Origin of the sequence: Bacillus sp. Bvel1 (genome assembly GCF_014872755.1) — a bacterium.
Lineage (GTDB): Bacteria > Bacillota > Bacilli > Bacillales > Bacillaceae > Bacillus > Bacillus velezensis.
Map to the genome: position 1 here is coordinate 844,974 of NZ_JAAOBZ010000006.1, position 22,271 is coordinate 867,244.

Consider the following 22,271-nt stretch of genomic DNA (forward strand, 5'->3'; position numbering starts at 1 on the left):
GAAGGTTCTGTATGTTGAGAAAATCAGACAATGTACATGCCGGCACTTATTTAAGCAAAAACCAAGTTCATAGCAAGAGGAGGTGAAAGTATGACCCCAATGACGGTTCTCATCTCCATTTTGCTGACTCTGCTCGGTTTAGTTGTTGGCTACTATGTTCGTAAAACCATTGCCGAAGCAAAGATTGCGGGCGCACGCGGTGCTGCCGAGCAAATCCTTGAAGATGCAAAGCGTGATGCTGAAGCACTGAAAAAAGAAGCTCTGCTTGAAGCAAAGGACGAAATCCATACACTTCGAATAGATGCTGAACAGGAAGTTCGTGAAAGACGAAATGAGCTTCAAAAACAAGAAAACCGTTTACTTCAAAAAGAAGAAAATCTTGACCGTAAACATGAAGGAATTGATAAACGGGAAGCGATGTTGGAGAAGAAAGATCATTCTCTGAATGAACGACAACAACATATTGAAGAGATGGAAAGCAAAGTGGATGAGATGATTCGTATGCAGCAGTCAGAACTCGAACGCATTTCGAGCCTGACACGGGATGAAGCGAAACAAATCATTCTTGACCGGGTTGAAAATGAGCTTTCACATGACATCGCCATCATGACAAAAGAAACCGAAAACCGTGCGAAAGAAGAGGCAGATAAAAAGGCGAAAAACATTCTGTCGCTTGCTTTGCAGCGCTGTGCAGCAGATCATGTTGCCGAAACGACGGTATCGGTCGTCAATCTTCCGAATGATGAGATGAAAGGACGTATCATCGGCCGTGAAGGGCGTAATATTCGTACGCTTGAAACGCTTACAGGTATTGACCTGATTATTGATGACACACCTGAAGCAGTCATTCTTTCCGGATTTGATCCGATCAGACGGGAGACGGCAAGAATCGCTCTTGATAAACTCGTTCAGGATGGCCGTATTCATCCGGCGCGAATTGAAGAAATGGTTGAAAAATCCCGCCGTGAGGTTGATGACTATATCCGGGAAATGGGTGAGCAGACGACGTTTGAAGTCGGCGTTCACGGACTTCACCCGGATCTGATCAAGATCCTCGGCCGGTTGAAATTCCGTACAAGCTACGGGCAGAACGTACTGAAACATTCTATGGAAGTTGCGTTTTTAGCCGGTTTAATGGCTTCCGAGCTTGGAGAAGATGCAAAGCTTGCCAAGCGGGCCGGTCTTCTGCATGACATCGGAAAAGCAATTGACCATGAAGTGGAAGGAAGCCACGTGGAAATCGGAGTGGAGCTTGCGACCAAATATAAAGAGCATCCAGTCGTCATTAACAGTATTGCGTCACACCACGGAGACGAAGAGCCGACTTCCATTATCGCCGTTCTGGTCGCTGCCGCTGATGCACTGTCAGCCGCAAGACCGGGCGCGAGAAGTGAAACGCTCGAAAACTATATCCGCAGACTTGAAAAGCTTGAAGAAATCTCCGAGTCTTACGAAGGTGTTGAAAAATCATTTGCGATTCAGGCCGGCCGTGAAGTTCGCATCATGGTGAAGCCGGACTCCATTAATGATTTAGAAGCCCATCGTTTGGCGCGTGATATCCGTAAACGAATTGAGGACGAGCTTGATTATCCGGGACACATTAAAGTGACCGTGATCAGAGAAACTCGAGCCGTAGAGTATGCAAAATAAAGTGATGCTTAGCGCATCACTTTATTTTTTTGAGTCCCTGAAAAGGAAGGAATGGAATGTATGAGAATTTTATTTATCGGAGATGTTGTCGGTTCCCCGGGCCGCGACATGGTAAAAGAATATGTCCCGAAACTGAAAGCGAAACATAAACCGCATTTTACAATTATTAACGGAGAAAATGCAGCACACGGAAAAGGACTGACGGAAAAGATCTACCACAGCCTGATGGAAGCGGGAGCCGACGCCATTACAATGGGAAACCATACGTGGGATAAAAGAGAGATCTTCGACTTTATTGATGATGTGCCGCATCTTGTCCGGCCGGCGAATTTCCCGGAAGGTACGCCGGGCAAAGGCATTACTTATATTAAATCGAACGGAAAAGAGCTTGCCGTCATTAATTTACAGGGGCGGACGTTTCTTCCGCCGCTTGATGATCCGTTTGCTAAAGCGGATGAATTAATAGAAGAAGCGAAAAAGCGCACACCGTACATTTTTATTGATTTTCACGCGGAAGCGACAAGCGAAAAAATTGCGATCGGCTGGTATACAGACGGAAGAGCCTCTGCCGTAGTAGGCACCCATACACACGTGCAAACGGCAGATAACCGCATTTTGCCGAAAGGAACGGCATATATTACTGATGTAGGCATGACGGGTCCGTACGACGGAATTCTCGGTATGGACAGAGAAACGGTCATCAAGCGGTTTAAAACCAATCTTCCCGTCCGGTTTACGGTGGCGGAAGGTAAAACTACGCTGAGCGGAGTGCTCATTGACATCGACGATCAAACGAAAAAGGCCGTAAATATCGAACGGATATTAATCAATGATGACCATATGTTCTTTGAATAGGTGATCATGTGTTTATTTTATAAAAATATTAAAAGGAAAAGCAGGAATATAGCAACTTCTTAGTGAATATAGTAGAAATGGAAGGTAGCCCGCTATTTTTGAAAAGCATTGTGGGGATGGCTTTTTGGATAGCAACATCTAATAATGATTGTTCTAATGAACACTCACTTATCCATTGTAAAACTAAGGGGGAGCAGAAATGGAAATCTTAAAAGTTTCAGCAAAATCAAGTCCAAATTCAGTAGCAGGCGCGCTTGCCGGCGTATTGAGGGAACGCGGAGCCGCCGAAATTCAAGCAATTGGGGCGGGTGCCTTAAACCAGGCTGTTAAAGCGGTTGCGATTGCCAGAGGCTTTGTCGCGCCAAGCGGCGTAGATTTGATTTGTATTCCGGCTTTTACAGATATACAGATTGACGGAGAAGAAAGAACGGCGATTAAGTTAATCGTCGAACCCCGTTAAAAACAAAAACATGTACATTCTCAACCTGCTTGCGTAAGGCGAGCAGGTTGTTTTTATTGCTGTCATATTTTCTCACAATATTATATTGATAGTACGAAGAGATGATAAATGGCTTTATTCATATAATATTCAAAAAAAATCCCGCCCATTTTTCCGGACGGAAGCAGTTGTTTTCCTCGATTGGACACTGGTGTTTACCTCCTTTTTATCTCATGTTACAATCCAGTTATTACAGTGTTTTTTCGAGGAGGAGTGTACATGTTGGGAGGAAAGATGAAAGCTATCGTTAAAAATGAAAACGCTTTCGGAGCAACGCTGAAAGAAATTCCCATACCTTCCATTAATGAGAATGAAGTTCTCATTAAAGTACAGGCCGCATCTATATGCGGTACAGATGTGCATATTTATAATTGGGATCAATGGGCGCAGAAACGAATCAAAACACCTCAAGTATTCGGACATGAATTCAGCGGTATCGTAGCGGAAACGGGCAAGCACGTCACAAATGTCAAAATAGGTGACTACGTTTCGGCTGAAACCCACTTCGTCTGCGGTACTTGTGTCCCGTGTTTAACAGGAAAACATCATGTGTGCACCCATACAAAGATCCTCGGGGTAGATACAGCCGGCTCCTTCGCTGAATATGTCAAAGTGCCGGCCCGAAATGTTTGGAAAAACCCCGCTGATATGGACCCCGCCGTCGCCTCTGTTCAAGAGCCCCTTGGCAACGCGGTGCATACGGTGCTGGAAAGCAGCGGGCTTGCGGGCGGTTCCGCTGCAATTATCGGCTGCGGACCGATCGGGCTGATGGCGGTGGCGGTGGCTAAAGCGGCCGGTGCATCCCGTATTGCGGCCATTGATAAAAATGATTACAGGCTGGCTCTTGCGAAGAAATTGGGAGCTGCGATCACCATTTCAGCTGACGAGGAAGATCCGCTTGAGGTGATCGACACCTTAACAGGCGGAGAAGGGATCGACCTTGTCTGCGAAATGTCAGGCCACCCGGCAGCCATAACACAAGGATTAAAGATGGCGGCCAACGGGGGGAGGTTCCACATGCTGAGTCTGCCGGAACGTCCGGTGACGGTTGACCTGACAAATGACGTGGTGTTTAAAGGACTTACCGTCCAAGGCATCACAGGCAGAAAAATGTTTGAAACATGGCGGCAGGTATCGCACCTGCTTGAATCCGGCCTTGTTGATCTGACGCCGGTGATCACGCATCAGTTTCCGCTTGAAGACTTTGAAAAAGGGTTTGACCTGATGAGAAAGGGACAGTGCGGCAAAGTCATTTTGATTCCATAAGGGGAGGGTTCTATAATGAAAGAATTTGAATTTCTAAAAGCAGAGCTTGATAAAATGAAAGAAAATAAAACGTGGCAGCAAATGAAACAAATTGAAACGAAGCAGGGTCCGTCGGTGGAAGTCAAAGGGGAAAACGTGATACAGCTTTCATCGAACAATTATCTCGGTTTGACGTCGCATCCGAGACTTGTCGAAGCGGCCAAACGCGCCGCGGAAGAATTCGGAGCGGGTACGGGGTCCGTCCGTACAATCGCCGGAACATTCACAATGCACAATGAGCTGGAGAAAAAATTGGCAACCTTTAAAAAAACAGAAGCGGCACTTGTTTTTCAATCGGGGTTCACAACGAATCAGGGCGTCTTATCAAGCATTCTTACAAAAGAAGATATCGTGATCTCTGACGAACTGAACCATGCTTCCATTATTGACGGGATCAGGCTGACAAAAGCAGATAAAAAGGTGTACCGCCATGTTGATATGGACGATTTGGAAAGGGTGCTGAAAAAATCAATGAATTACCGCATGCGCCTGATCGTCACCGACGGCGTATTCTCAATGGACGGCAACATCGCTCCTTTGCCTGACATCGTCAAACTTGCCGAGGCGTACGATGCCTTTGTGATGGTCGACGATGCGCATGCTTCCGGCGTACTCGGAAAAAACGGAAGGGGGACGGTTAATCACTTCGGGCTTGACGGAAGAGTCCACATACAGGTGGGCACATTAAGCAAAGCCATCGGAGTGCTTGGCGGTTACGCCGCAGGGTCGCAGGTTCTGATCGATTACCTGCGCCATAAAGGGCGTCCTTTCTTATTCAGCACTTCTCATCCGCCTGCAGTAACGGCCGCATGCATAGAAGCCATTGACGTCCTGCTGGAAGAGCCTGAGCATATGGAAAAGCTATGGGAGAACACGGCGTATTTCAAAGACAAACTGGTTCAAATGGGGCTGACCCTCACAAAAAGCGAAACACCGATCGTGCCGATATTAATAGGGGAGGAAGAAAAAGCCCAGGCATTATCAGACCTTTTATTGACCCGCGGCGTGTTTGCACAAAGCATCGTGTATCCGACGGTCGCCCAAGGAAAAGCGAGAATCCGCACCATTATTACGGCGGAGCATACAAAAGAGGAGCTTGACCGGGCCCTTGAAGTAATCCGTTCAGCCGCAAAAGAGCTTCAGCTTGTGTAAGGGGGAAATGATTCCCTCTTTTTTATTTCTTATTGATTCTTATTCTCAATAAGGTGTACAATAATAGGCTGGCGGTTGTGCCAAACGCTTTTAACCAGTATACTTGAGGGTGGAAGTTTCGGTTGAAAGGAGACATTCGAACATGAATGAAAAGCAAAAGCAGGAAAGCGGACAAGTGAATCCGGCGGACAAAAAATCCGAAAAGGATTACAGCAAGTATTTTGAAGCCGTATATATTCCGCCTTCTTTAAAAGATGCAAAAAAACGGGGCAAAGAATCCGTTCAATATCATAACGATTTTAAAATCTCTGAAGAATTTAAAGGCCTTGGTGAAGGCAGGAAATTTTATATCCGCACGTACGGATGCCAAATGAACGAGCATGATACGGAAGTCATGGCGGGTATTTTTATGGCGCTCGGTTATGAAGCGACAAATTCGGTAGATGACGCGAACGTTATTTTATTAAACACTTGCGCCATCCGGGAAAACGCTGAAAACAAAGTGTTCGGAGAGCTCGGCCATTTAAAGGCGCTCAAAAAAAATAACCCGGACTTGATTCTCGGCGTCTGCGGCTGCATGTCACAGGAAGAATCAGTCGTAAACCGCATCCTTAAGAAGCACCCGTTTGTCGATATGATTTTCGGCACGCACAACATTCACCGTCTGCCGGAACTGTTATCAGAGGCATATTTATCAAAAGAGATGGTCATTGAAGTGTGGTCGAAAGAAGGGGATGTCATTGAGAACCTTCCGAAAGTCCGCAACGGAAAAATTAAAGGCTGGGTCAACATTATGTACGGCTGCGACAAGTTCTGCACATACTGCATCGTACCGTATACCCGCGGAAAAGAACGAAGCCGCCGTCCTGAGGAAATTATCCAGGAAGTCAGAAGACTTGCAAGCGAAGGCTTTAAAGAAATCACGCTGCTCGGTCAAAACGTGAATGCGTACGGAAAAGATTTTGAGGATATGACGTACGGTCTCGGTGATTTAATGGACGAACTGCGTAAAATTGATATTCCGAGAATCCGGTTCACGACGAGTCATCCGCGTGACTTTGATGATCATCTGATCGAAGTGCTCGCCAAAGGCGGCAACCTTTTAGACCATATCCATCTTCCGGTTCAATCAGGAAGCTCAGCGATGTTAAAAATGATGGCCCGTAAATATGACCGAGAACGCTATCTGGAGCTTGTCGGAAAAATTAAAGCGGCGATGCCGAACGCTTCACTGACGACCGATATTATTGTCGGTTTTCCGAATGAAACCGATGAACAATTTGAAGAAACGCTTTCGTTATATCGCGAAGTGGAATTTGACAGCGCATATACGTTTATTTACTCTCCTCGTGAAGGCACGCCGGCAGCGAAGATGAAAGACAATGTTCCGATGAGGGTCAAGAAAGAACGTCTTCAGCGCCTTAATGATTTGGTGAAAGAAATTTCAGCCAAAAAAATGAAGGAATATGAAGGCAGGACTGTCGAAGTATTAGTTGAGGGAGAAAGCAAAAATAACCCTGACATTCTTGCCGGCTATACGGAAAAAAGCAAGCTCGTCAACTTCAAAGGGCCGAAAGACGCCATCGGCAAGATTGTACGCGTCAAAATCGAACAGGCGAAAACATGGTCGCTTGACGGTGTGATGGCAGGAGAAGCAATCGAGGTGAAATAATAATGACGCTTTACTCAAAGAAAGACATTGTACAGCAGGCTAGGAACCTTGCGAAAATGATTTCTGAAACAGAAGAAGTTGATTTTTTCAAACGCGCCGAGGCGCAGATTAACGAAAATGAAAAAGTCTCTGCGATTATTAATCAGATTAAAACCCTGCAAAAGCAAGCCGTTAACCTGAAGCACTACGAAAAGCTTGAAGCGCTGAAGCAAGTGGAAAGTAAAATTGACGCCCTGCAGGAAGAGCTTGAAGGGATTCCGATCATTCAGGAATTCAGAGATTCCCAGATTGAGGTCAATGACCTTCTTCAGCTTGTCGCACATACGATCTCAAATCAGGTGACAAACGAAATTATTACATCTACCGGAGGCAACCTGCTGACGGGAGAAACCGGTTCAAAAGTAAAACATTCGAATAACAGCTGTTCTATTTAAACACGGGGCCTTCATCGGCCCGTGTTTTTTTGCTGTTTAAGAACTAATTGTGATATGTACTAAATTTTCATTGTCTCAACGTTTTGTCCTCTTTTTACTGGAAAGTTTTATCATACTTAAAAGTAAAGTTTCTGGGCAGGGCTGCATACAATGAAACAGAAACTTTGTATTTTTATATTTTTATTATAAAAATGCACATGAGACAAATGCCCAGCATAAGATAACACGAAGAAGAACAAGGAGGCCTGCCGGAATGTCTGAATACAGGGAAATTATTACGAAAGCGGTAGTTGCGAAAGGAAGAAAATTCACCCAATGCACCAACACGATCTCGCCTGGAGAAAAACCGTCAAGTATACTGGGCGGCTGGATTATCAACCACAAGTACGATGCCGAAAAGATCGGGAAGACTGTAGAAATTGAAGGGTATTATGATATAAACGTCTGGTACTCTTACGCCGATAATACAAAAACGGAAGTTGTAACCGAGAGAGTAAAGTATGTCGATGTGATTAAACTCAGATACAGAGATACAAATTACTTAGATGACGAACACGAAGTCATTGCCAAAGTGCTGCAGCAGCCGAATTGTCTTGAAGTCACCATTTCTCCTAACGGAAATAAAATCGTTGTTCAGGCAGAGAGGGAATTTTTAGCAGAAGTGGTCGGTGAAACGAAAGTCGTCGTCGAAGTCAATCCTGACTGGGAAGAAGACGATGATGATGATTGGGAAGACGATCTTGACGAAGAATTAGAGGACATTAACCCTGAATTTTTAGTCGGAGATCCTGAAGAATAAGTTGAGGCTAGGGGAGTTTAACACCCCGAGTCTCTTTTTTATATATAAAGATATCACTCTTTTGTTTATGTTATAATGGGATTCGGATAAGAGAAGATACATAGTGAGGGATTAAATGATGGCTAGTTACACGCCTATGATACAGCAATACTTGAAGATAAAGGCAGAGCACCAAGATGCCTTTTTATTTTTTCGGCTTGGTGACTTTTATGAAATGTTTTTTGAAGATGCAAAAAAAGCGTCGCAAGAGCTTGAAATTACACTGACAAGCAGAGACGGAGGTTCGGCTGATAAAATTCCGATGTGCGGCGTGCCGTATCATTCCGCGGCGGCTTATATTGAACAGCTGATTAAAAAGGGCTATAAAGTGGCGATCTGTGAGCAGACGGAAGATCCGAAGGCGGCTAAAGGCGTTGTAAAAAGAGAAGTCGTCCAGCTGATCACCCCGGGAACCGTGATGGATGGAAAAGGCATCCATGAGTCGGAAAACAACTTTATCGCTTCCGTTTCCGAATTTCGTAACGGATACGGTCTCGCTTTATCAGACTTAACGACCGGAGAAAACCTGGCCGTATTTATTGAGCGGATTGAAGATGTCATGTCAGAAATTTACTCAGTCGGCGCAAAGGAAATTGTCGTATCAAGCAAGTTTAACGAACATACGGCTGCTCAGCTGAAAGAACGGTGCGGCGCAACGATTTCCATCGAAGACGGGGAAATAACAGAACGCATTGAAATCGCAAAGCACTTGCCGGGCGAAGAGCTGACAGAGACGTTTATGCGTTTATATACGTATTTGCAGAAAACGCAAAAACGGAGCCTGGATCATCTGCAGCCGGTTCAAGTATATGAATTGGAAGAAGCGATGAAAATTGACCTGTATTCAAAACGGAATCTTGAGCTGACGGAAACGATCCGTTCGAAAAGCAAAAAAGGGTCATTGCTTTGGCTTTTAGACGAGACGAAAACAGCAATGGGCGGCCGGCTTCTCAAACAATGGATTGACCGCCCGCTGATCAGGGCATCCCAAATCGAAGAACGCCAGGAAATGGTCGAGACGCTGATCAATCATCTGTTTGAGCGTGAAGATCTGCGCGAGCGCCTGAAGGAAGTATACGATTTAGAACGTCTGGCGGGCCGGGTCGCATTCGGAAACGTCAACGCAAGAGATTTAATCCAGCTGAAAGAATCTTTAAAACAAGTGCCGAGCATTAAAGAGCTTGTAGGATCTCTTAACCATAAAAAAGCAAAAGAACGCGCCGGCTTGATTGATCCGTGCGGAGATTTGCTTGACCTGTTAGAAGAAGCCCTTCATGAAAGCCCGCCGTTATCGTTAAAAGAAGGCAACTTAATTAAAGACGGCTATCATCAGAAGCTCGATGAGTACCGTGACGCCAGCAAAAACGGTAAAGACTGGATTGCCAGACTGGAGCAGCAGGAACGCGCTTATACGGGCATCCGTTCATTAAAGGTCGGTTTCAATAAAGTGTTCGGCTATTATATTGAAGTCACAAAAGCAAACCTTCATCTGCTTGAGGACGGGCGGTATGAGCGGAAGCAGACCCTCACAAACGCCGAACGGTACATTACGCCGGAATTGAAGGAAAAAGAAGCGCTTATTTTAGAAGCGGAAAACAACATCTGCGAGCTGGAATATGAGCTTTTTGCCGGTCTGCGTGAAAAGGTCAAACAATTTATTCCGCGTCTGCAGCGTCTTGCCAAACAAATGAGTGAGCTGGATGCGTTGCAATGCTTTGCTACGATCAGTGAAAACAGGCATTACACAAAGCCCGTCTTTTCTGATAATGAAGTAAAAGTCATTGAAGGGAGACACCCCGTCGTTGAAAAGGTGATGGACAGTCAAGAATACGTGCCGAACAACTGCTTGATGGGCGATTCGCGGGAAATGCTCCTGATTACGGGTCCGAATATGTCAGGTAAAAGCACGTACATGAGACAGATCGCACTTCTATCGATCATGGCCCAGATCGGCTGTTTTGTGCCCGCAAAAGAAGCGGTTCTGCCGATTTTTGATCAAATCTTCACGAGAATCGGGGCAGCGGATGATTTGATTTCCGGACAAAGCACCTTTATGGTGGAAATGCTGGAAGCGAAAAACGCGATTGTGAACGCCACAAAAGACAGCCTGATCCTGTTTGATGAAATCGGCCGCGGGACATCAACGTACGACGGAATGGCGCTGGCACAGGCGATTATTGAATATGTTCATGATCATATCGGCGCTAAAACACTGTTCAGCACGCATTATCATGAGCTGACGGTGCTTGAAGATAAGCTTCCTCAGCTGAAAAACGTTCATGTGCGTGCAGAGGAATATAACGGAACGGTCGTGTTTCTCCATCAAATCAAAGAAGGAGCCGCAGATAAAAGTTACGGCATTCATGTCGCCCAGCTTGCGGAGCTCCCGGACGATCTGATCAGCCGCGCGCAGGAGATTTTGAAACAGCTTGAGCAGACGGGAGATAAACCGGAGCTTCCGGCGGCACCTGAGAAAAAGCCCGCCGTCAAAGAAGAACCGGCACAGCTGTCCTTTTTTGCTGACGGTGAAAAAGAACAGAAGGCACCGGCGGTTTCTAATAAAGAAAAACAAGTGCTTGAAGCTTTTAAGTCAATCAATATTCTCGATATGACGCCGCTTGAGGCGATGAATGAAATGTACGAGCTGCAAAAAAAATTAAAATAGAAAGAGGTGACGGACTTGGCAAAAGTCATCCAGCTGTCAGATGAACTTTCGAATAAAATAGCGGCCGGCGAGGTGGTCGAACGGCCTGCCTCAGTCGTTAAAGAATTGGTGGAAAACGCCATTGACGCAAACAGCACAGTCATTGAGATCGACATAGAGGAAGCGGGGCTTTCGTCGATTCGGGTGCTCGATAACGGCGAAGGGATGGAAACCGATGATTGCAAGCGGGCTTTCCGCCGCCACGCGACCAGTAAAATCAAAGATGAAAACGACCTGTTCCGGGTGAGAACACTCGGTTTCCGCGGAGAAGCTTTGCCAAGTATCGCGTCTGTTTCTCATCTGGAAATCAAAACGAGCATCGGAGAGGGGGCGGGAACCCATCTCATTCTTCAGGGCGGGAATATCATTTCTGAGCAGAAATCCTCCAGCAGAAAAGGAACGGAGATTATCGTTACCAACCTGTTTTTCAATACGCCCGCCAGATTGAAATATATGAAAACCGTGCATACGGAGCTCGGCAATATTACGGATGTTGTCAACCGGATTGCTCTTGCGCATCCGGAAGTATCCATCCGTCTGCGCCATCAGGGGAAAAATCTGTTGCAGACAAACGGTAACGGGGACGTGCGCCATGTGCTGGCCGCAATTTACGGGACGGCGGTTGCGAAAAAAATGATACCGCTCCATGTCAGCTCGCTTGATTTTGAAGTCAAGGGCTACATCGCGCTTCCGGAAATCACGCGTGCATCCAGAAACTACATGTCATCTGTCATTAACGGCAGATACATTAAGAATTTTCCGCTTGTAAAAGCGGTGCATGAGGGCTATCACACACTTCTGCCGATCGGCCGCCATCCGATTACGTTTATCGAAATTACGATGGACCCGATTTTGGTCGATGTCAATGTCCATCCGTCGAAGCTTGAAGTTCGCCTCAGCAAAGAGACGGAGCTGCATGAGCTGATCCGTGACGGGATAAAGGAAGTGTTTCAAAAGCAGCGGCTTATTCCGAGCGCCCAGCTCCCGAAAAAAACAGCGCCGGCACCGGCCAAAAACGAACAGCAATTTATGACATTCGAGGAAAGCGCGCCTGAGCGGAAACTTCCTGAAAAAACGCCGGAGCCGTCTTACTCACCGATGAAGCTGAGTTCGGTCGTAAAAGAGCCGGAGCCGGTCATAGAAGAAGAGTCCCTGCCGGATGAAGCAGGTCACGGAGTGCCGCCGGAGCTCGGCATGCCGGTAACGGAAGCGCCTGTTTCCGATATTCCGGAGCCTGAAGAGGAGGCTGACTCTGAAGAAATACGGGAAGAAAGAGTTCCGGTGATGTATCCGATCGGCCAAATGCACGGGACGTATATTTTAGCCCAAAACGAAAACGGCTTGTATATCATTGACCAGCATGCGGCGCAAGAACGGATTAAATACGAATATTTCCGGGAGAAAGTCGGGCAGGTCGAGCCTGAAGTGCAGGATATGATCGTGCCGCTCACCTTTCATTATGCGGCAAATGAAGCGCTGATCATTGATCAGCATCAGCATGAGCTTGAAAGCGTCGGAGTATTTTTAGAAGCATTCGGCACGAACAGCTACATCGTCCGCTGCCATCCGGCCTGGTTTCCAAAAGGGGAAGAAGCTGAACTGATTGAAGAAATCATTCAGCAGGTGCTTGACGCCAAACAGATCGATATTAAAAAACTCAGGGAGGAAGCGGCCATTATGATGAGCTGCAAAGGCTCAATCAAAGCGAACCGCCATTTGAGAAATGACGAAATCAAAGCGCTCTTGGACGACCTGCGCCGAACGACAGACCCGTTCACATGCCCGCACGGCCGGCCAATCATTATCCACCACAGTACGTATGAGATGGAGAAGATGTTTAAGCGTGTGATGTAGAAGGGTTTCGTGTGGGATGTACCCCTCGTGCCCACATTTTGCCCATGGATTTTAGCTGTTTAGGTATTCATCAAATTGGTTAATGCTTTTTGATTGTGATTCTGTGTGATATGGATATAGACATTAGCCGTCATTTTCACATCGGTATGACCGAGTCGCTCACTTACAAATTTGATATCTAAACGAAAGCAAAAGCGTTTTACCGGCTGGCCTTTGCCCTTCGCGCGGAAGTCTATAAGGACGGGGCGTGTCGGAATGAATTTTGTTCACCCGATAAGGGACCCGGAGGAATGCATTTTCTATATCAAACGGCGGGAGGGACTGCTGCAGAGCAAAAAGGAATGTACTAAAACGATTTTGGCAGAAACTTGGCACGATAACAGCACACCATTTTGTTTTAGATAGGGTATTATAGTAATAGGTAATAAATCAAGGTAGCGCACTGCTGATGAGCGGGGGCGCTTTTTTTATGTTCCCTGTAAACTGCCCTGTAAATCGTTCGACAAAATTTGCGAATGGTTCCATTGTTCCTTCCTTTTACCGATAATAGGGTGGGAGGAGATTTCATGAGTTTTGAAACAAAGTATTTAATAAGGTGGGGTATACCCGGATGGATGTTGATTTTTTGGATAGGAGCCTATTTTGTACTCACTGAAACCGACTATATATCAGCTCATTTAAAGTTTTCTGGGCTGGAAAAATTAATAGGTGTTTTTATTTCTCTGAGTATATTTGGCGTGGTAGTAGGTTATATAATTCATCATCTCTACTTTGTAGCAAATTGGATATTTAATAAAAACCGGATTTTTGATAATGCAATTAAGCAGGTTGAGAATTTTCCCAAGCCTGACAATTGGGAAGATAACAATAAGAAAGATTATTTTTATTTTGAGGTTTTATGGCATGAAAATTTATTAAAGATTAAAGAAGAAGATAAAAGAAACTATATCGTTGGAAGGTATAGGTACTTGCTATCAACAATTCATGCCTTGGGTACTGTATTTGTAAGTCATTTTTTAGCTGTTTTGTTTACAGTGATAGCAACTCTATATAAGTATGGCTCTTTTTCTTACCCGCCGATGGTAATAGCTATGTTAATTATACAACTTGTAATATTGTTTATTTCTGTATCAAGTTTCAGATACTACTCTGCAAACTTGAATTATTTTCAAGGAAGTTTTTTAGACAAAATGTTAAAAAATAAGATTTAGCATCCTGTGGGGTGCTTTTTTATATTCTCTGTAAACTGCATTCGTTAGGTGAAACAATTGGAGACTGACACTTTCTAAGCGTAGAATAAACAGATGTAAAAAAGGATATTATGGTAATATTTACAAATTGACTAAGCACCTGTCTAGATTCTTGTCATAAAATAAAACGAATTAATTGAGGAGTGATTCTGATGGATTTAAATCAAAATTATAGTACAGGAGCAAATTATGTTCCTAATTATGGGTATCCGGTTTATCAACCACTCATACAGCATAAGCAGAACCGAGAACAAAGGCAAGTTGTAGATGGAGGAACATTATATACATCTGATCACACACGTCATGAAGATCTTGGAGATGGTTTTGACCTTTGGCTATGGCGAGAAAGAACGCAAGTTCCTGGAAATGCGTATCTTGCAATACGTTTAGATGGGTCAGGTAGCAAAGCTATAAGCGCAGGGTGGTCTATTTCAGACTATTTGCCTGCTTATGCAATGGAAAGTTTCAATGATATTATACACAACCGTAGTGATCAATGGATAATCACTATTCACAACCCTACACCTAATCCTAGAATACTATCCTTTTATTTAATAACTAAGAGAAATAGATAAAGATGAATAGATATTAAAACATTGTGCATTTTACAAAATGTATGTTGTTATTAAATAACATTGTAATAAAGGTGAAATTATTAACTATATCCGCCAATCGATTATTTTGTTATTGGAAAAACTATAAAAGAAGAAACAGAGGATAAGATTGATGCCCCTTAAGCCTTTGAAAATATGCGCCGCCCGTAGTTGCCGTGCCCTTACCTGGGATAGGTACTGTGAAGAACACAAGACACAACAAACATTCAAGAAACAAAACAATCACAAGTTTTTATAAATCAACAGAATGGAAACGAACTAGACAACTTGCTTTGATACGAGACAATCATCTATGTCAGCATTGTTTGAAAGATCATTGCTTCACTCCGGCTGGCATGGTGCATCATATTGTGGAAGTAAAGCAAGATTGGTCAAAACGATTAGCCATAAAGAACCTTGAAAGCTTGTGTAATGCCTGTCATAACAAGACTCACGGCAGTAAGGGCCCTAACAAATCTCTGGAAGGGAAACGAACGGAGAAAGGCGATCCTCCTTCTGTAAACAAACAAAGCTTTTCAAAGTTCCGAAAACAGCAGAAAGGCTCCTCGGCATTGCCGATAAGGCTTGGTACAACTGGTTTTGTTGTTGATTTCATCGTATCACGATTGGCGAAAAAACAAGCCAAATAAAAAGAATACGGAAGAGTTGGCAGCCCGGGCTGAGCACGAGAAAAAGATAAAATGCGATCCGATAATATAAAACCGCCAACGTGGTTGGATAAAGTCGAAAAAAAAGGAATTCAAACGAGTTGCTGCTTTATGCGATATAAACATTGTTTATGGACAGCATTTGGTTTGACAGCTCAGAATGCCGTGTTTGGTGTGATCGTCTATATCGTCAATTAATAGTGAAATAATGAAGAAACCCATTCCTGAAAATCTGAATGTTACTCGTGAAAAATCTCTTGAAGGGCTACATGATTATCATGAGTACCTGCTTTTACAAATTCACAGGGAGATGGGGGAAGAATTTAAATCAAAATGGAATTTGGTGAGCTGACAATCTAAAAGAGTCAAAGGGGACTAGTAATTAGCCCCCCTTACATTTAGTTCTGCCTGCGGTTTTTTCTATTTTTGATCAAACTGAAAACCACTAAGAGAACCACACCGACAGCAACGATATAAAATGAAATTTCTGCTGCTGGGGTGTTAATATTTTTAAGAACAAGGATAAGCCCTATTAAAAACATAGGAATGATGTAAGTTAGAATTCTTATAGCTTTGGGGCTCAGTTTAGCGTTGCTTTTATTTTCCATAATTACCTCCCGTCTAAAGCTTAACACAGGTTAAATTTGATAATCACCAACAATAGTCCCATTTAAAAGGAAAACATAAGAGTTTAAGTAATCCATCAAGCGGCGTATGTGCCATTTGGTCCAGAAGCTGCTTTATCTCTAGCATAAAAGATTACTCAGGGGAGAATGCTCCGGCGTTCTAAGTTTTGGACTGTATTCTGGCAAAAGAAAGTGAAGAAACAACATCTTGTGTGTGAATTACGTCGTATCTTTCTAATTCGAATTGTGTGTTAATGCCAACTCATAAACATAACATTGAAATTCGGTGTAAGGAGCTAATGTATTCTGATATATTTTGAGGAAGCTGCCGTAGGGGTTTAGTTTAGCTTGAAGAAAAGGATTGAAATATACCATCCTTCATTTTCTGAATAAAATTCCCTAAAGAATTCATCTGAATTAATATTCTGATTTCCTTATATATCAGCATAGCAATTTGTAAGAAAGGCCCTGACTGGTGCTTTTGGCGGGAGCAGAAAGTTTTTTAAACTTTACCGGAAAATCCATGGAAAAACGTGGTGCCATCTGGTAAAGTGGTTACAGTCGGCTGGGCGGCGGCAGCAGTCTGCCCGGATCTTTTAAATGGGAATGGTGACAATGGATCATACATATGAAGTGCATCAAATCAAAACTTATCACCAGATGTGGTCCAACTATTGTTATATTATCGCAGACCGCTCAAAAAAATTTGCGATAGCGGTGGACCCGTCCTGGGAAATCGATAAAATAACCGATAAACTGCATGAATTGGATGTTGATTTATCAGCTATTTTATTAACACATTCGCATTATGACCATGTAAACTTGGCGGAGCCGCTTCAGCAAATCTATCATTCTGATATATACATGTCGTCGGCGGAAATCGATTTCTATCAATTCCGGTGCAGAAACTTAATAGCGCTTGAAGACGGACAAACCTTTGCAGCCGGAGGGTTTATCATCAGAAGTATATTGACCCCGGGACATACGGCCGGTGGAATGTGCTATTTGCTATCTGATCACCTTTTTACCGGTGACACCGTGTTTACAGAAGGGTGCGGTATATGTGAGGACAGGGGCAGCTCAGCTGAAGATATGTTTCACAGTATACAGAGGATCAAAGCCTCTATTCCGCCGCATGTGCGTGTGTATCCGGGGCACTCCTTCGGGGAGAAGCCGGGTCAAAAAATGGAGAGTCTTTTGAAAAACAATATTTACTTTCAGATTGAAAAAAAAGAACATTTCGTGAATTTCCGCAACAGAAAAAATCAAAAAGGGCTGTTTCACTTTAAGTAGCGTATAATTTGGTTCTATCTAACTAGTTTTTCTTTTAGGCCACGGAACTTCTGAATTGAAATGATAGTCATTGCTCGCTTTTTGGTGATGAATGGCTGAGTAACGGTAGTTTGCGGATAAAAGCGCCGGGCAGGCTGAATGGGACATTCTGCTTATATCTATTCCAAAAGCCCTGAGTCCGCCTTCCGTCAGGGAAAAATAGGCATTATTCAGGATTCCGCATAGGATAAATTAACTTGACATGGTATTTTTGTGAAGTTACTATCAACTTGAACATGCTTCTTAACTGAATCCGAGAAAGGATGGCTGAGAAAATGATCACATACATATTCCCCGGACAAGGTTCTCAAAAGCAGGGGATGGGAAGCTCATTGTTTGATGAATTTAAAGACTTAACGGAGCAGGCTGATGAAACACTCGGATATTCCATGAAACGGCTTTGTCTTGAGAATCCGTATTCCAACCTTCACAAGACGCAGTTCACCCAGCCTGCTTTATATGTTGTAAACGCGTTAAGCTATTTGAAAAAAATCCAAGAAAATGACATAAAGCCGGATTATTTGGCCGGCCACAGTTTGGGAGAATATAATGCGCTGTTTGCAGCAGGTGCTTTTGATTTTATTACCGGCCTGCAGCTTGTCCGTAAAAGAGGCGAATTAATGAGTATGGCCACTGACGGAAAAATGGCCGCCGTTATGGGGTTAACCGCAGCTCAAGTGTCGGACGCCCTTCAAACGCACGGATTACATACGATTGATATTGCCAATATGAATTCTCCTCACCAAGTTGTCATATCCGGACGCAAAGAAGACATTGAAAGAGCCAAAAGCGTATTCGAAGGAATAAAGGACGTTACGATGTTTCATCCGTTAAACGTCAGCGGCGCTTTTCACTCGAGATATATGAGCGAAGCAAAACAAGAGTTCGAAAAATTTTTACAGTCATTTCATTTTTCTGCTATATCAATTCCTGTCATTTCTAATGTGCATGCCAGACCTTATGAGCAAGACGGAATCCACTCCGTTCTGGCCGATCAGATCGACCATTCAGTGCGATGGAACGACAGCATGCGCTATCTGCTGGACAAAGGGCGGATGGAATTTGAAGAAGTCGGCCCGGGCCATGTGCTGACAGGACTTATTCACCGCATCAAAAAAGAAACTGAAGCTTCACCCGCCATGTAGCGGAACGCAAGTCAAAATTCTTATCTCACATAATAGTGCCAGCCATACAACATCACGACCACTTCACCTGCACACAACATCAAGAAAAACTTACAAATCAATATTTTAAAAAAATAAAGAGCAAAAAGGAGAACAAATGAACCAGCCAATTGTTTTCATGTTTTCTGGACAGGGTTCCCAATACTATCAAATGGGGAAAGAGCTGTTTGCACATAACGCCGCTTTTCGGCAGAAAATGCTTGACTTGGACGATTTTGCAGTCAGCCGTTTCGGTTACTCTGTCCTGAAAGAGGTTTATCATACAGGCAATCGTCTGTCTGATCCATTTGACCGCCTTCTTTTCAGCCATCCTGCCATTTTTATGGCTGAGTACGCACTTGCATATGCTTTGGAGCAAAGAGGCATACGTCCCGATTATGTGATCGGAGCAAGCCTTGGAGAGTATGCAGCGGCCGCTGTGTCGGGTGTGCTGAGCGCTGAGGATGCTTTAGATTGCGTGCTGGAACAGGCCCGAATCATTACGGAAACTTGCCGTAACGGCAGCATGCTTGCGATACTGGGTGATCCGGCTTTATATCAAGATGATCCGCTGCTCGGCGAACATAGTGAATTGGCATCTGTAAACTATCATTCTCACTTTGTCATCTCGGGAGAGCGGGAACATATCAAAAAGATCATGGACGATCTGAGAGAAAAGCAGATTCCTCATCAGCTATTGCCGGTATCTTACGGGTTTCACTCAGCGCTGGTTGATCAGGCGGAACAGCCGTACAAGCGCTTTTTAGCTCAGAAATCAATCCGGACTCCGTTTATACCGTACATCTCCAGTGCGACCGGAGAGGCTGAGACCGATATACAAGCGGACTTTTTCTGGGATATTGTAAGAAAGCCGATTCGATTCCGCGAAGCGCTTCAATTCGCAGACAGCCGCCAAAAAGGATTGTATATCGATGCCGGGCCTTCCGGAACGTTGGCCGCATTTGCCAAACAGATTCTTCCCGCAGGATCGGCTGAACGCATCCGTGCTATTATGACGCCGTTTCATAAAGAACAAACCCATTTGCAGCAAATAGAAGACAGCATTTTATCACCGCCCGGAAGGAGACTGTAAGATGATCAGCTTTGTTTTTCCAGGCCAAGGCTCGCAAAAAATAGGGATGGGAGAGGACCTGTTCGGCTGCTATCCTGAATTAACCGCAAAGGCCGATCACATTCTCGGATATTCCATTCAGGAGCTGTGCCGGGACGGGGAACGTCTCAATCAGACTCAATTCACTCAGCCGGCGCTCTATGTCGTCAATGCCCTCAGTTATTTGAAAAAAACAGAAGAAACCGGCTTGAAACCGGATTTTACCGCCGGACACAGTTTAGGCGAATATAACGCGTTATACGCCTCGGGCGCCTTTGATTTTGAAGAAGGCCTACAGCTGGTCAAAAAAAGGGGCGACCTGATGAGCCGCGCAAAAGGAGGCGGCATGGCAGCGGTGATCGGCCTGACTCATGAGCAGGTGACGGACGTTTTAAGAGAGTATCACTTGCATACGATTGATATCGCCAACATGAACACTTTGCAGCAAATTGTCATTTCCGGATATAAAGAAGATATTGAAAAAGCCGCATCCGTTTTTGAAGCCGTAAACGGCGTAAAAATGGTTCACCGCTTAAATGTCAGCGGCGCCTTTCATTCCAGATACATGCTGGAAGCGAAGGAGGAATTTTCACGGTTTATTGAAACTTTCCATTTTAAGCCGCTGTCCATTCCGGTCATTTCAAATGTGACGGCAAGACCTTATGAGCAGACCGAGCTGAAAAAGACACTCACCGGACAAATAACGGGATCGGTGAACTGGACAGACAGCATCCGTTTTTTAATGGGAAGAAAGAACATGAGCTTTGAGGAAATCGGTCCCGGAAAAGTGCTGACGGGGCTGATTCAAAGAATTACGGCTGAAGCGGAGCCGATAACAGATGAAATCAAAGTCCCGGCTGAAGCTGGAAAAAGCTCAATTACGGCGGAGTCTTTAGGAAATGAAGAGTTTAAGCGCGATTATCAATTGAAATACGCCTACTTGGCCGGCGGCATGTACCGCGGAATTTCTTCGAAGGAAATGGTCGTCAAACTGGCCGAAAAAGGAATGATGGGCTTTTTCGGAACGGGCGGTTTGAACATCGCGCACGTTGAGGACGCCATTTTGTCAATTCAGCATGAGCTTCGTGACGGCGGTTCCTTCGGTATTAATGTTGTACATAACATGAAACATACAGATTCAGAAGAAAAAATGATTGATCTTTTACTGAAGCATGGGGTTCAGAACTTGGAAGCATCAGCATTTTTAACGGTTACTCCTGCTTTAGTAAGGTTTCGCGCTAAGGGGTTAAAACGCGGTGCCGGCGGACAAATAATAGCGCGTCAGCGGATTATCGCCAAGCTGTCCCGTCCGGAAGTAGCGGAAGCATTTCTCAGCCCGGCCCCTGATCACATTCTGCAGAAACTTGCAGCCGAAAACAAAATTACCGCTGAAGAAGCAAGTCTGATGAGAGAAATACCCGTTGCGCATGACATCTGCGTAGAGGCTGATTCAGGCGGCCACACTGACGGCGGAGTTGCTTACAGTCTCATGCCGGCGATCATCCGTTTACGAGATGACATGATGAAAAAATACCGATACGGCAAAACCGTCCGCATCGGAGCCGCAGGGGGAATCGGAACGCCTGAGGCTGCTATGGCCGCATTTATGCTCGGCGCTGATTTTATTGTGACCGGATCCATTAACCAATGCACCGTTGAAGCAGCGACGAGCGGCCTTGTAAAGGATCTCCTGCAGCAGATGAATGTACAGGACACGGCCTACGCGCCGGCCGGCGATATGTTTGAATCAGGCAGCAAGGTGCAGGTATTAAAGAAAGGGCTGTTCTTTCCGACCCGGGCCTCTAAGCTGCATGAACTGTATCAGCGTCACCGCTCAATTGAAGAAATTGATGAAAAGACACTCAGACAAATAGAAGAGAAGTATTTTAAGGCAAGTGTAAGCAGTATTTATGACAAAGTGAAGGCTCATTATTCGAATGAAGACATTTCAAAAGCCGAACGGAATCCGAAACAGAAAATGGCGCTCATATTCAAATGGTATTTCAGGCAAAGCTCTGCTTCGGCGATTAAAGGAGACCCGGATGCCAAGGTAGACTTCCAGATTCATTGCGGCCCGGCATTAGGCGCCTTTAATCAATGGGTGAAAGGTACGGAGCTGGAGTCCTGGAAAAACCGCCATGCCGATGGTATCGGCCTTCGTCTTATGGAAGAGACGGCCTCACTTTTGAATCAGAAGTTAGGCTCATTTCTGCAAACGTGTTGACAAGACGAAATGATAGATTGAAAACATGGAATATTCATAAAAGATGAAACAGGGAGGAACTGACAATGAGTGAAGAAAGAATCTTTGAATTGCTGCAGAACACAATCTACGAGGTTTTGCCTGATTTAGAAGGCGAACAGCTTTCAAAGGAAGACCGGTTAGTTGATCTGGGGGCGGACTCAGTGGACCGCGCCGAAATTATCACGATGATGCTTGAAGAATTATCACTGCAGATCCCGCGTGTTGAGCTGACGGGAGTGTCAAACATCGGCGAATTGGCGGCAAAGCTTTATGAAAAGGTACAGGCTGTCTGATAAAACGGTGAAAAAATCGGAAACTCA

The 22,271-nt window shown here is 44.7% G+C and carries 18 protein-coding genes and 2 pseudogenes; 19 read left to right on the plus strand and 1 reads right to left on the minus strand.

Going from position 1 to position 22,271, the window contains the following annotated elements; all coding sequences use genetic code 11:
* The first annotated feature begins 90 nt into the window (after positions 1 to 90).
* The 14 genes and pseudogenes from rny to HAP68_RS19705 form a co-directional block, all read left to right on the plus strand.
* A complete protein-coding gene (gene rny / locus HAP68_RS08230) occupies positions 91 to 1,650 on the plus strand; it encodes a ribonuclease Y (RefSeq protein ID WP_003154140.1) in 1,560 nt (519 codons plus the stop codon).
* A gap of 60 nt (positions 1,651 to 1,710) precedes the next feature.
* The gene (locus tag HAP68_RS08235; RefSeq protein ID WP_003154137.1) at positions 1,711 to 2,505 is read left to right on the plus strand and encodes a TIGR00282 family metallophosphoesterase; all 795 of its coding nucleotides are present in this window, start codon (positions 1,711 to 1,713) and stop codon (positions 2,503 to 2,505) included.
* 199 nt (positions 2,506 to 2,704) lie between these two features.
* Positions 2,705 to 2,965 carry a stage V sporulation protein SpoVS gene (gene spoVS, locus HAP68_RS08240; protein ID WP_003154135.1) on the plus strand — a complete coding sequence of 87 codons (261 nt, stop codon included), beginning with the start codon at positions 2,705 to 2,707 and terminating at the stop codon, positions 2,963 to 2,965.
* A 258-nt stretch (positions 2,966 to 3,223) separates the two neighbouring features.
* Complete coding sequence (gene tdh, locus HAP68_RS08245; protein WP_024085310.1) at positions 3,224 to 4,270, plus strand: L-threonine 3-dehydrogenase; 1,047 nt, start codon at positions 3,224 to 3,226, stop codon at positions 4,268 to 4,270.
* A 12-nt stretch (positions 4,271 to 4,282) separates the two neighbouring features.
* Positions 4,283 to 5,461 (plus strand): glycine C-acetyltransferase, encoded by a 1,179-nt coding sequence (locus HAP68_RS08250; RefSeq protein WP_088037143.1) that lies wholly within the window; start codon positions 4,283 to 4,285, stop codon positions 5,459 to 5,461.
* 142 nt (positions 5,462 to 5,603) lie between these two features.
* Positions 5,604 to 7,133, plus strand: a complete 1,530-nt coding sequence (gene miaB / locus HAP68_RS08255; protein ID WP_024085311.1) for a tRNA (N6-isopentenyl adenosine(37)-C2)-methylthiotransferase MiaB — start codon at positions 5,604 to 5,606, stop codon at positions 7,131 to 7,133.
* Between the two features lie 2 nt (positions 7,134 to 7,135).
* The gene (ricA, locus tag HAP68_RS08260; protein ID WP_003154113.1) at positions 7,136 to 7,567 is read left to right on the plus strand and encodes a regulatory iron-sulfur-containing complex subunit RicA; all 432 of its coding nucleotides are present in this window, start codon (positions 7,136 to 7,138) and stop codon (positions 7,565 to 7,567) included.
* Between the two features lie 253 nt (positions 7,568 to 7,820).
* On the plus strand, positions 7,821 to 8,366 hold the full coding sequence (gene cotE, locus HAP68_RS08265; protein ID WP_003154111.1) for an outer spore coat protein CotE: 546 nt from the start codon (positions 7,821 to 7,823) through the stop codon (positions 8,364 to 8,366).
* A 118-nt stretch (positions 8,367 to 8,484) separates the two neighbouring features.
* On the plus strand, positions 8,485 to 11,070 hold the full coding sequence (gene mutS / locus HAP68_RS08270; protein WP_024085312.1) for a DNA mismatch repair protein MutS: 2,586 nt from the start codon (positions 8,485 to 8,487) through the stop codon (positions 11,068 to 11,070).
* Positions 11,071 to 11,085: 15 nt separating this feature from the next.
* Positions 11,086 to 12,963 (plus strand): DNA mismatch repair endonuclease MutL, encoded by a 1,878-nt coding sequence (gene mutL, locus HAP68_RS08275; protein WP_003154106.1) that lies wholly within the window; start codon positions 11,086 to 11,088, stop codon positions 12,961 to 12,963.
* Positions 12,964 to 13,529: 566 nt separating this feature from the next.
* Complete coding sequence (locus HAP68_RS08280) at positions 13,530 to 14,174, plus strand: BA5345 family protein (RefSeq protein WP_024085313.1); 645 nt, start codon at positions 13,530 to 13,532, stop codon at positions 14,172 to 14,174.
* Positions 14,175 to 14,365: 191 nt separating this feature from the next.
* Positions 14,366 to 14,788 (plus strand): hypothetical protein, encoded by a 423-nt coding sequence (locus tag HAP68_RS08285; protein WP_041482363.1) that lies wholly within the window; start codon positions 14,366 to 14,368, stop codon positions 14,786 to 14,788.
* 151 nt (positions 14,789 to 14,939) lie between these two features.
* A pseudogene (locus tag HAP68_RS08290) lies at positions 14,940 to 15,273 on the plus strand (HNH endonuclease); the annotation flags it as partial.
* A 127-nt stretch (positions 15,274 to 15,400) separates the two neighbouring features.
* Positions 15,401 to 15,586: pseudogene (locus HAP68_RS19705) on the plus strand (hypothetical protein); the annotation flags it as partial.
* 286 nt (positions 15,587 to 15,872) lie between these two features.
* Here HAP68_RS19705 and HAP68_RS08295 read toward each other — a convergent pair.
* On the minus strand, positions 15,873 to 16,082 hold the full coding sequence (locus HAP68_RS08295; RefSeq protein ID WP_024085315.1) for a hypothetical protein: 210 nt from the start codon (positions 16,080 to 16,082) through the stop codon (positions 15,873 to 15,875).
* Positions 16,083 to 16,715: 633 nt separating this feature from the next.
* On the opposite strand from HAP68_RS08295, the gene HAP68_RS08300 reads away from it, so the two are divergent.
* The 5 genes from HAP68_RS08300 (at position 16,716) to HAP68_RS08320 (ending at position 22,244) form a co-directional block, all read left to right on the plus strand.
* Positions 16,716 to 17,393: an MBL fold metallo-hydrolase gene (locus HAP68_RS08300; RefSeq protein WP_024085316.1), complete on the plus strand. Its 678-nt coding sequence runs from the start codon at positions 16,716 to 16,718 to the stop codon at positions 17,391 to 17,393.
* A gap of 314 nt (positions 17,394 to 17,707) precedes the next feature.
* Entirely contained in the window at positions 17,708 to 18,577 is an 870-nt protein-coding gene (gene fabD, locus HAP68_RS08305) for an ACP S-malonyltransferase (RefSeq protein WP_024085317.1), read from the plus strand.
* 136 nt (positions 18,578 to 18,713) lie between these two features.
* The gene (locus HAP68_RS08310; protein ID WP_003154101.1) at positions 18,714 to 19,688 is read left to right on the plus strand and encodes an acyltransferase domain-containing protein; all 975 of its coding nucleotides are present in this window, start codon (positions 18,714 to 18,716) and stop codon (positions 19,686 to 19,688) included.
* Between the two features lies 1 nt (position 19,689).
* Complete coding sequence (fabD, locus tag HAP68_RS08315; protein WP_024085318.1) at positions 19,690 to 21,930, plus strand: ACP S-malonyltransferase; 2,241 nt, start codon at positions 19,690 to 19,692, stop codon at positions 21,928 to 21,930.
* Positions 21,931 to 21,995: 65 nt separating this feature from the next.
* A complete protein-coding gene (locus tag HAP68_RS08320) occupies positions 21,996 to 22,244 on the plus strand; it encodes an acyl carrier protein (protein WP_003154099.1) in 249 nt (82 codons plus the stop codon).
* The last annotated feature ends 27 nt before the right edge of the window (positions 22,245 to 22,271 follow it).

Excerpts from the sequence above, each read along its gene's own strand:
- rny (WP_003154140.1), top strand. The coding sequence starts at position 91 with ATGACCCCAATGACGGTTCTCATCTCCATTTTGCTGACTCTGCTCGGT.
- HAP68_RS08235 (WP_003154137.1), top strand. The coding sequence starts at position 1,711 with ATGAGAATTTTATTTATCGGAGATGTTGTCGGTTCCCCGGGCCGCGAC.
- spoVS (WP_003154135.1), top strand. The coding sequence starts at position 2,705 with ATGGAAATCTTAAAAGTTTCAGCAAAATCAAGTCCAAATTCAGTAGCA.
- tdh (WP_024085310.1), top strand. The coding sequence starts at position 3,224 with ATGTTGGGAGGAAAGATGAAAGCTATCGTTAAAAATGAAAACGCTTTC.
- miaB (WP_024085311.1), top strand. The coding sequence starts at position 5,604 with ATGAATGAAAAGCAAAAGCAGGAAAGCGGACAAGTGAATCCGGCGGAC.
- ricA (WP_003154113.1), top strand. The coding sequence starts at position 7,136 with ATGACGCTTTACTCAAAGAAAGACATTGTACAGCAGGCTAGGAACCTT.
- cotE (WP_003154111.1), top strand. The coding sequence starts at position 7,821 with ATGTCTGAATACAGGGAAATTATTACGAAAGCGGTAGTTGCGAAAGGA.
- mutS (WP_024085312.1), top strand. The coding sequence starts at position 8,485 with ATGGCTAGTTACACGCCTATGATACAGCAATACTTGAAGATAAAGGCA.
- HAP68_RS08280 (WP_024085313.1), top strand. The coding sequence starts at position 13,530 with ATGAGTTTTGAAACAAAGTATTTAATAAGGTGGGGTATACCCGGATGG.
- HAP68_RS08285 (WP_041482363.1), top strand. The coding sequence starts at position 14,366 with ATGGATTTAAATCAAAATTATAGTACAGGAGCAAATTATGTTCCTAAT.
- HAP68_RS08295 (WP_024085315.1), bottom strand. The coding sequence starts at position 16,082 with ATGGAAAATAAAAGCAACGCTAAACTGAGCCCCAAAGCTATAAGAATT.
- HAP68_RS08300 (WP_024085316.1), top strand. The coding sequence starts at position 16,716 with ATGGATCATACATATGAAGTGCATCAAATCAAAACTTATCACCAGATG.
- fabD (WP_024085317.1), top strand. The coding sequence starts at position 17,708 with ATGATCACATACATATTCCCCGGACAAGGTTCTCAAAAGCAGGGGATG.
- HAP68_RS08310 (WP_003154101.1), top strand. The coding sequence starts at position 18,714 with ATGAACCAGCCAATTGTTTTCATGTTTTCTGGACAGGGTTCCCAATAC.
- fabD (WP_024085318.1), top strand. The coding sequence starts at position 19,690 with ATGATCAGCTTTGTTTTTCCAGGCCAAGGCTCGCAAAAAATAGGGATG.
- HAP68_RS08320 (WP_003154099.1), top strand. The coding sequence starts at position 21,996 with ATGAGTGAAGAAAGAATCTTTGAATTGCTGCAGAACACAATCTACGAG.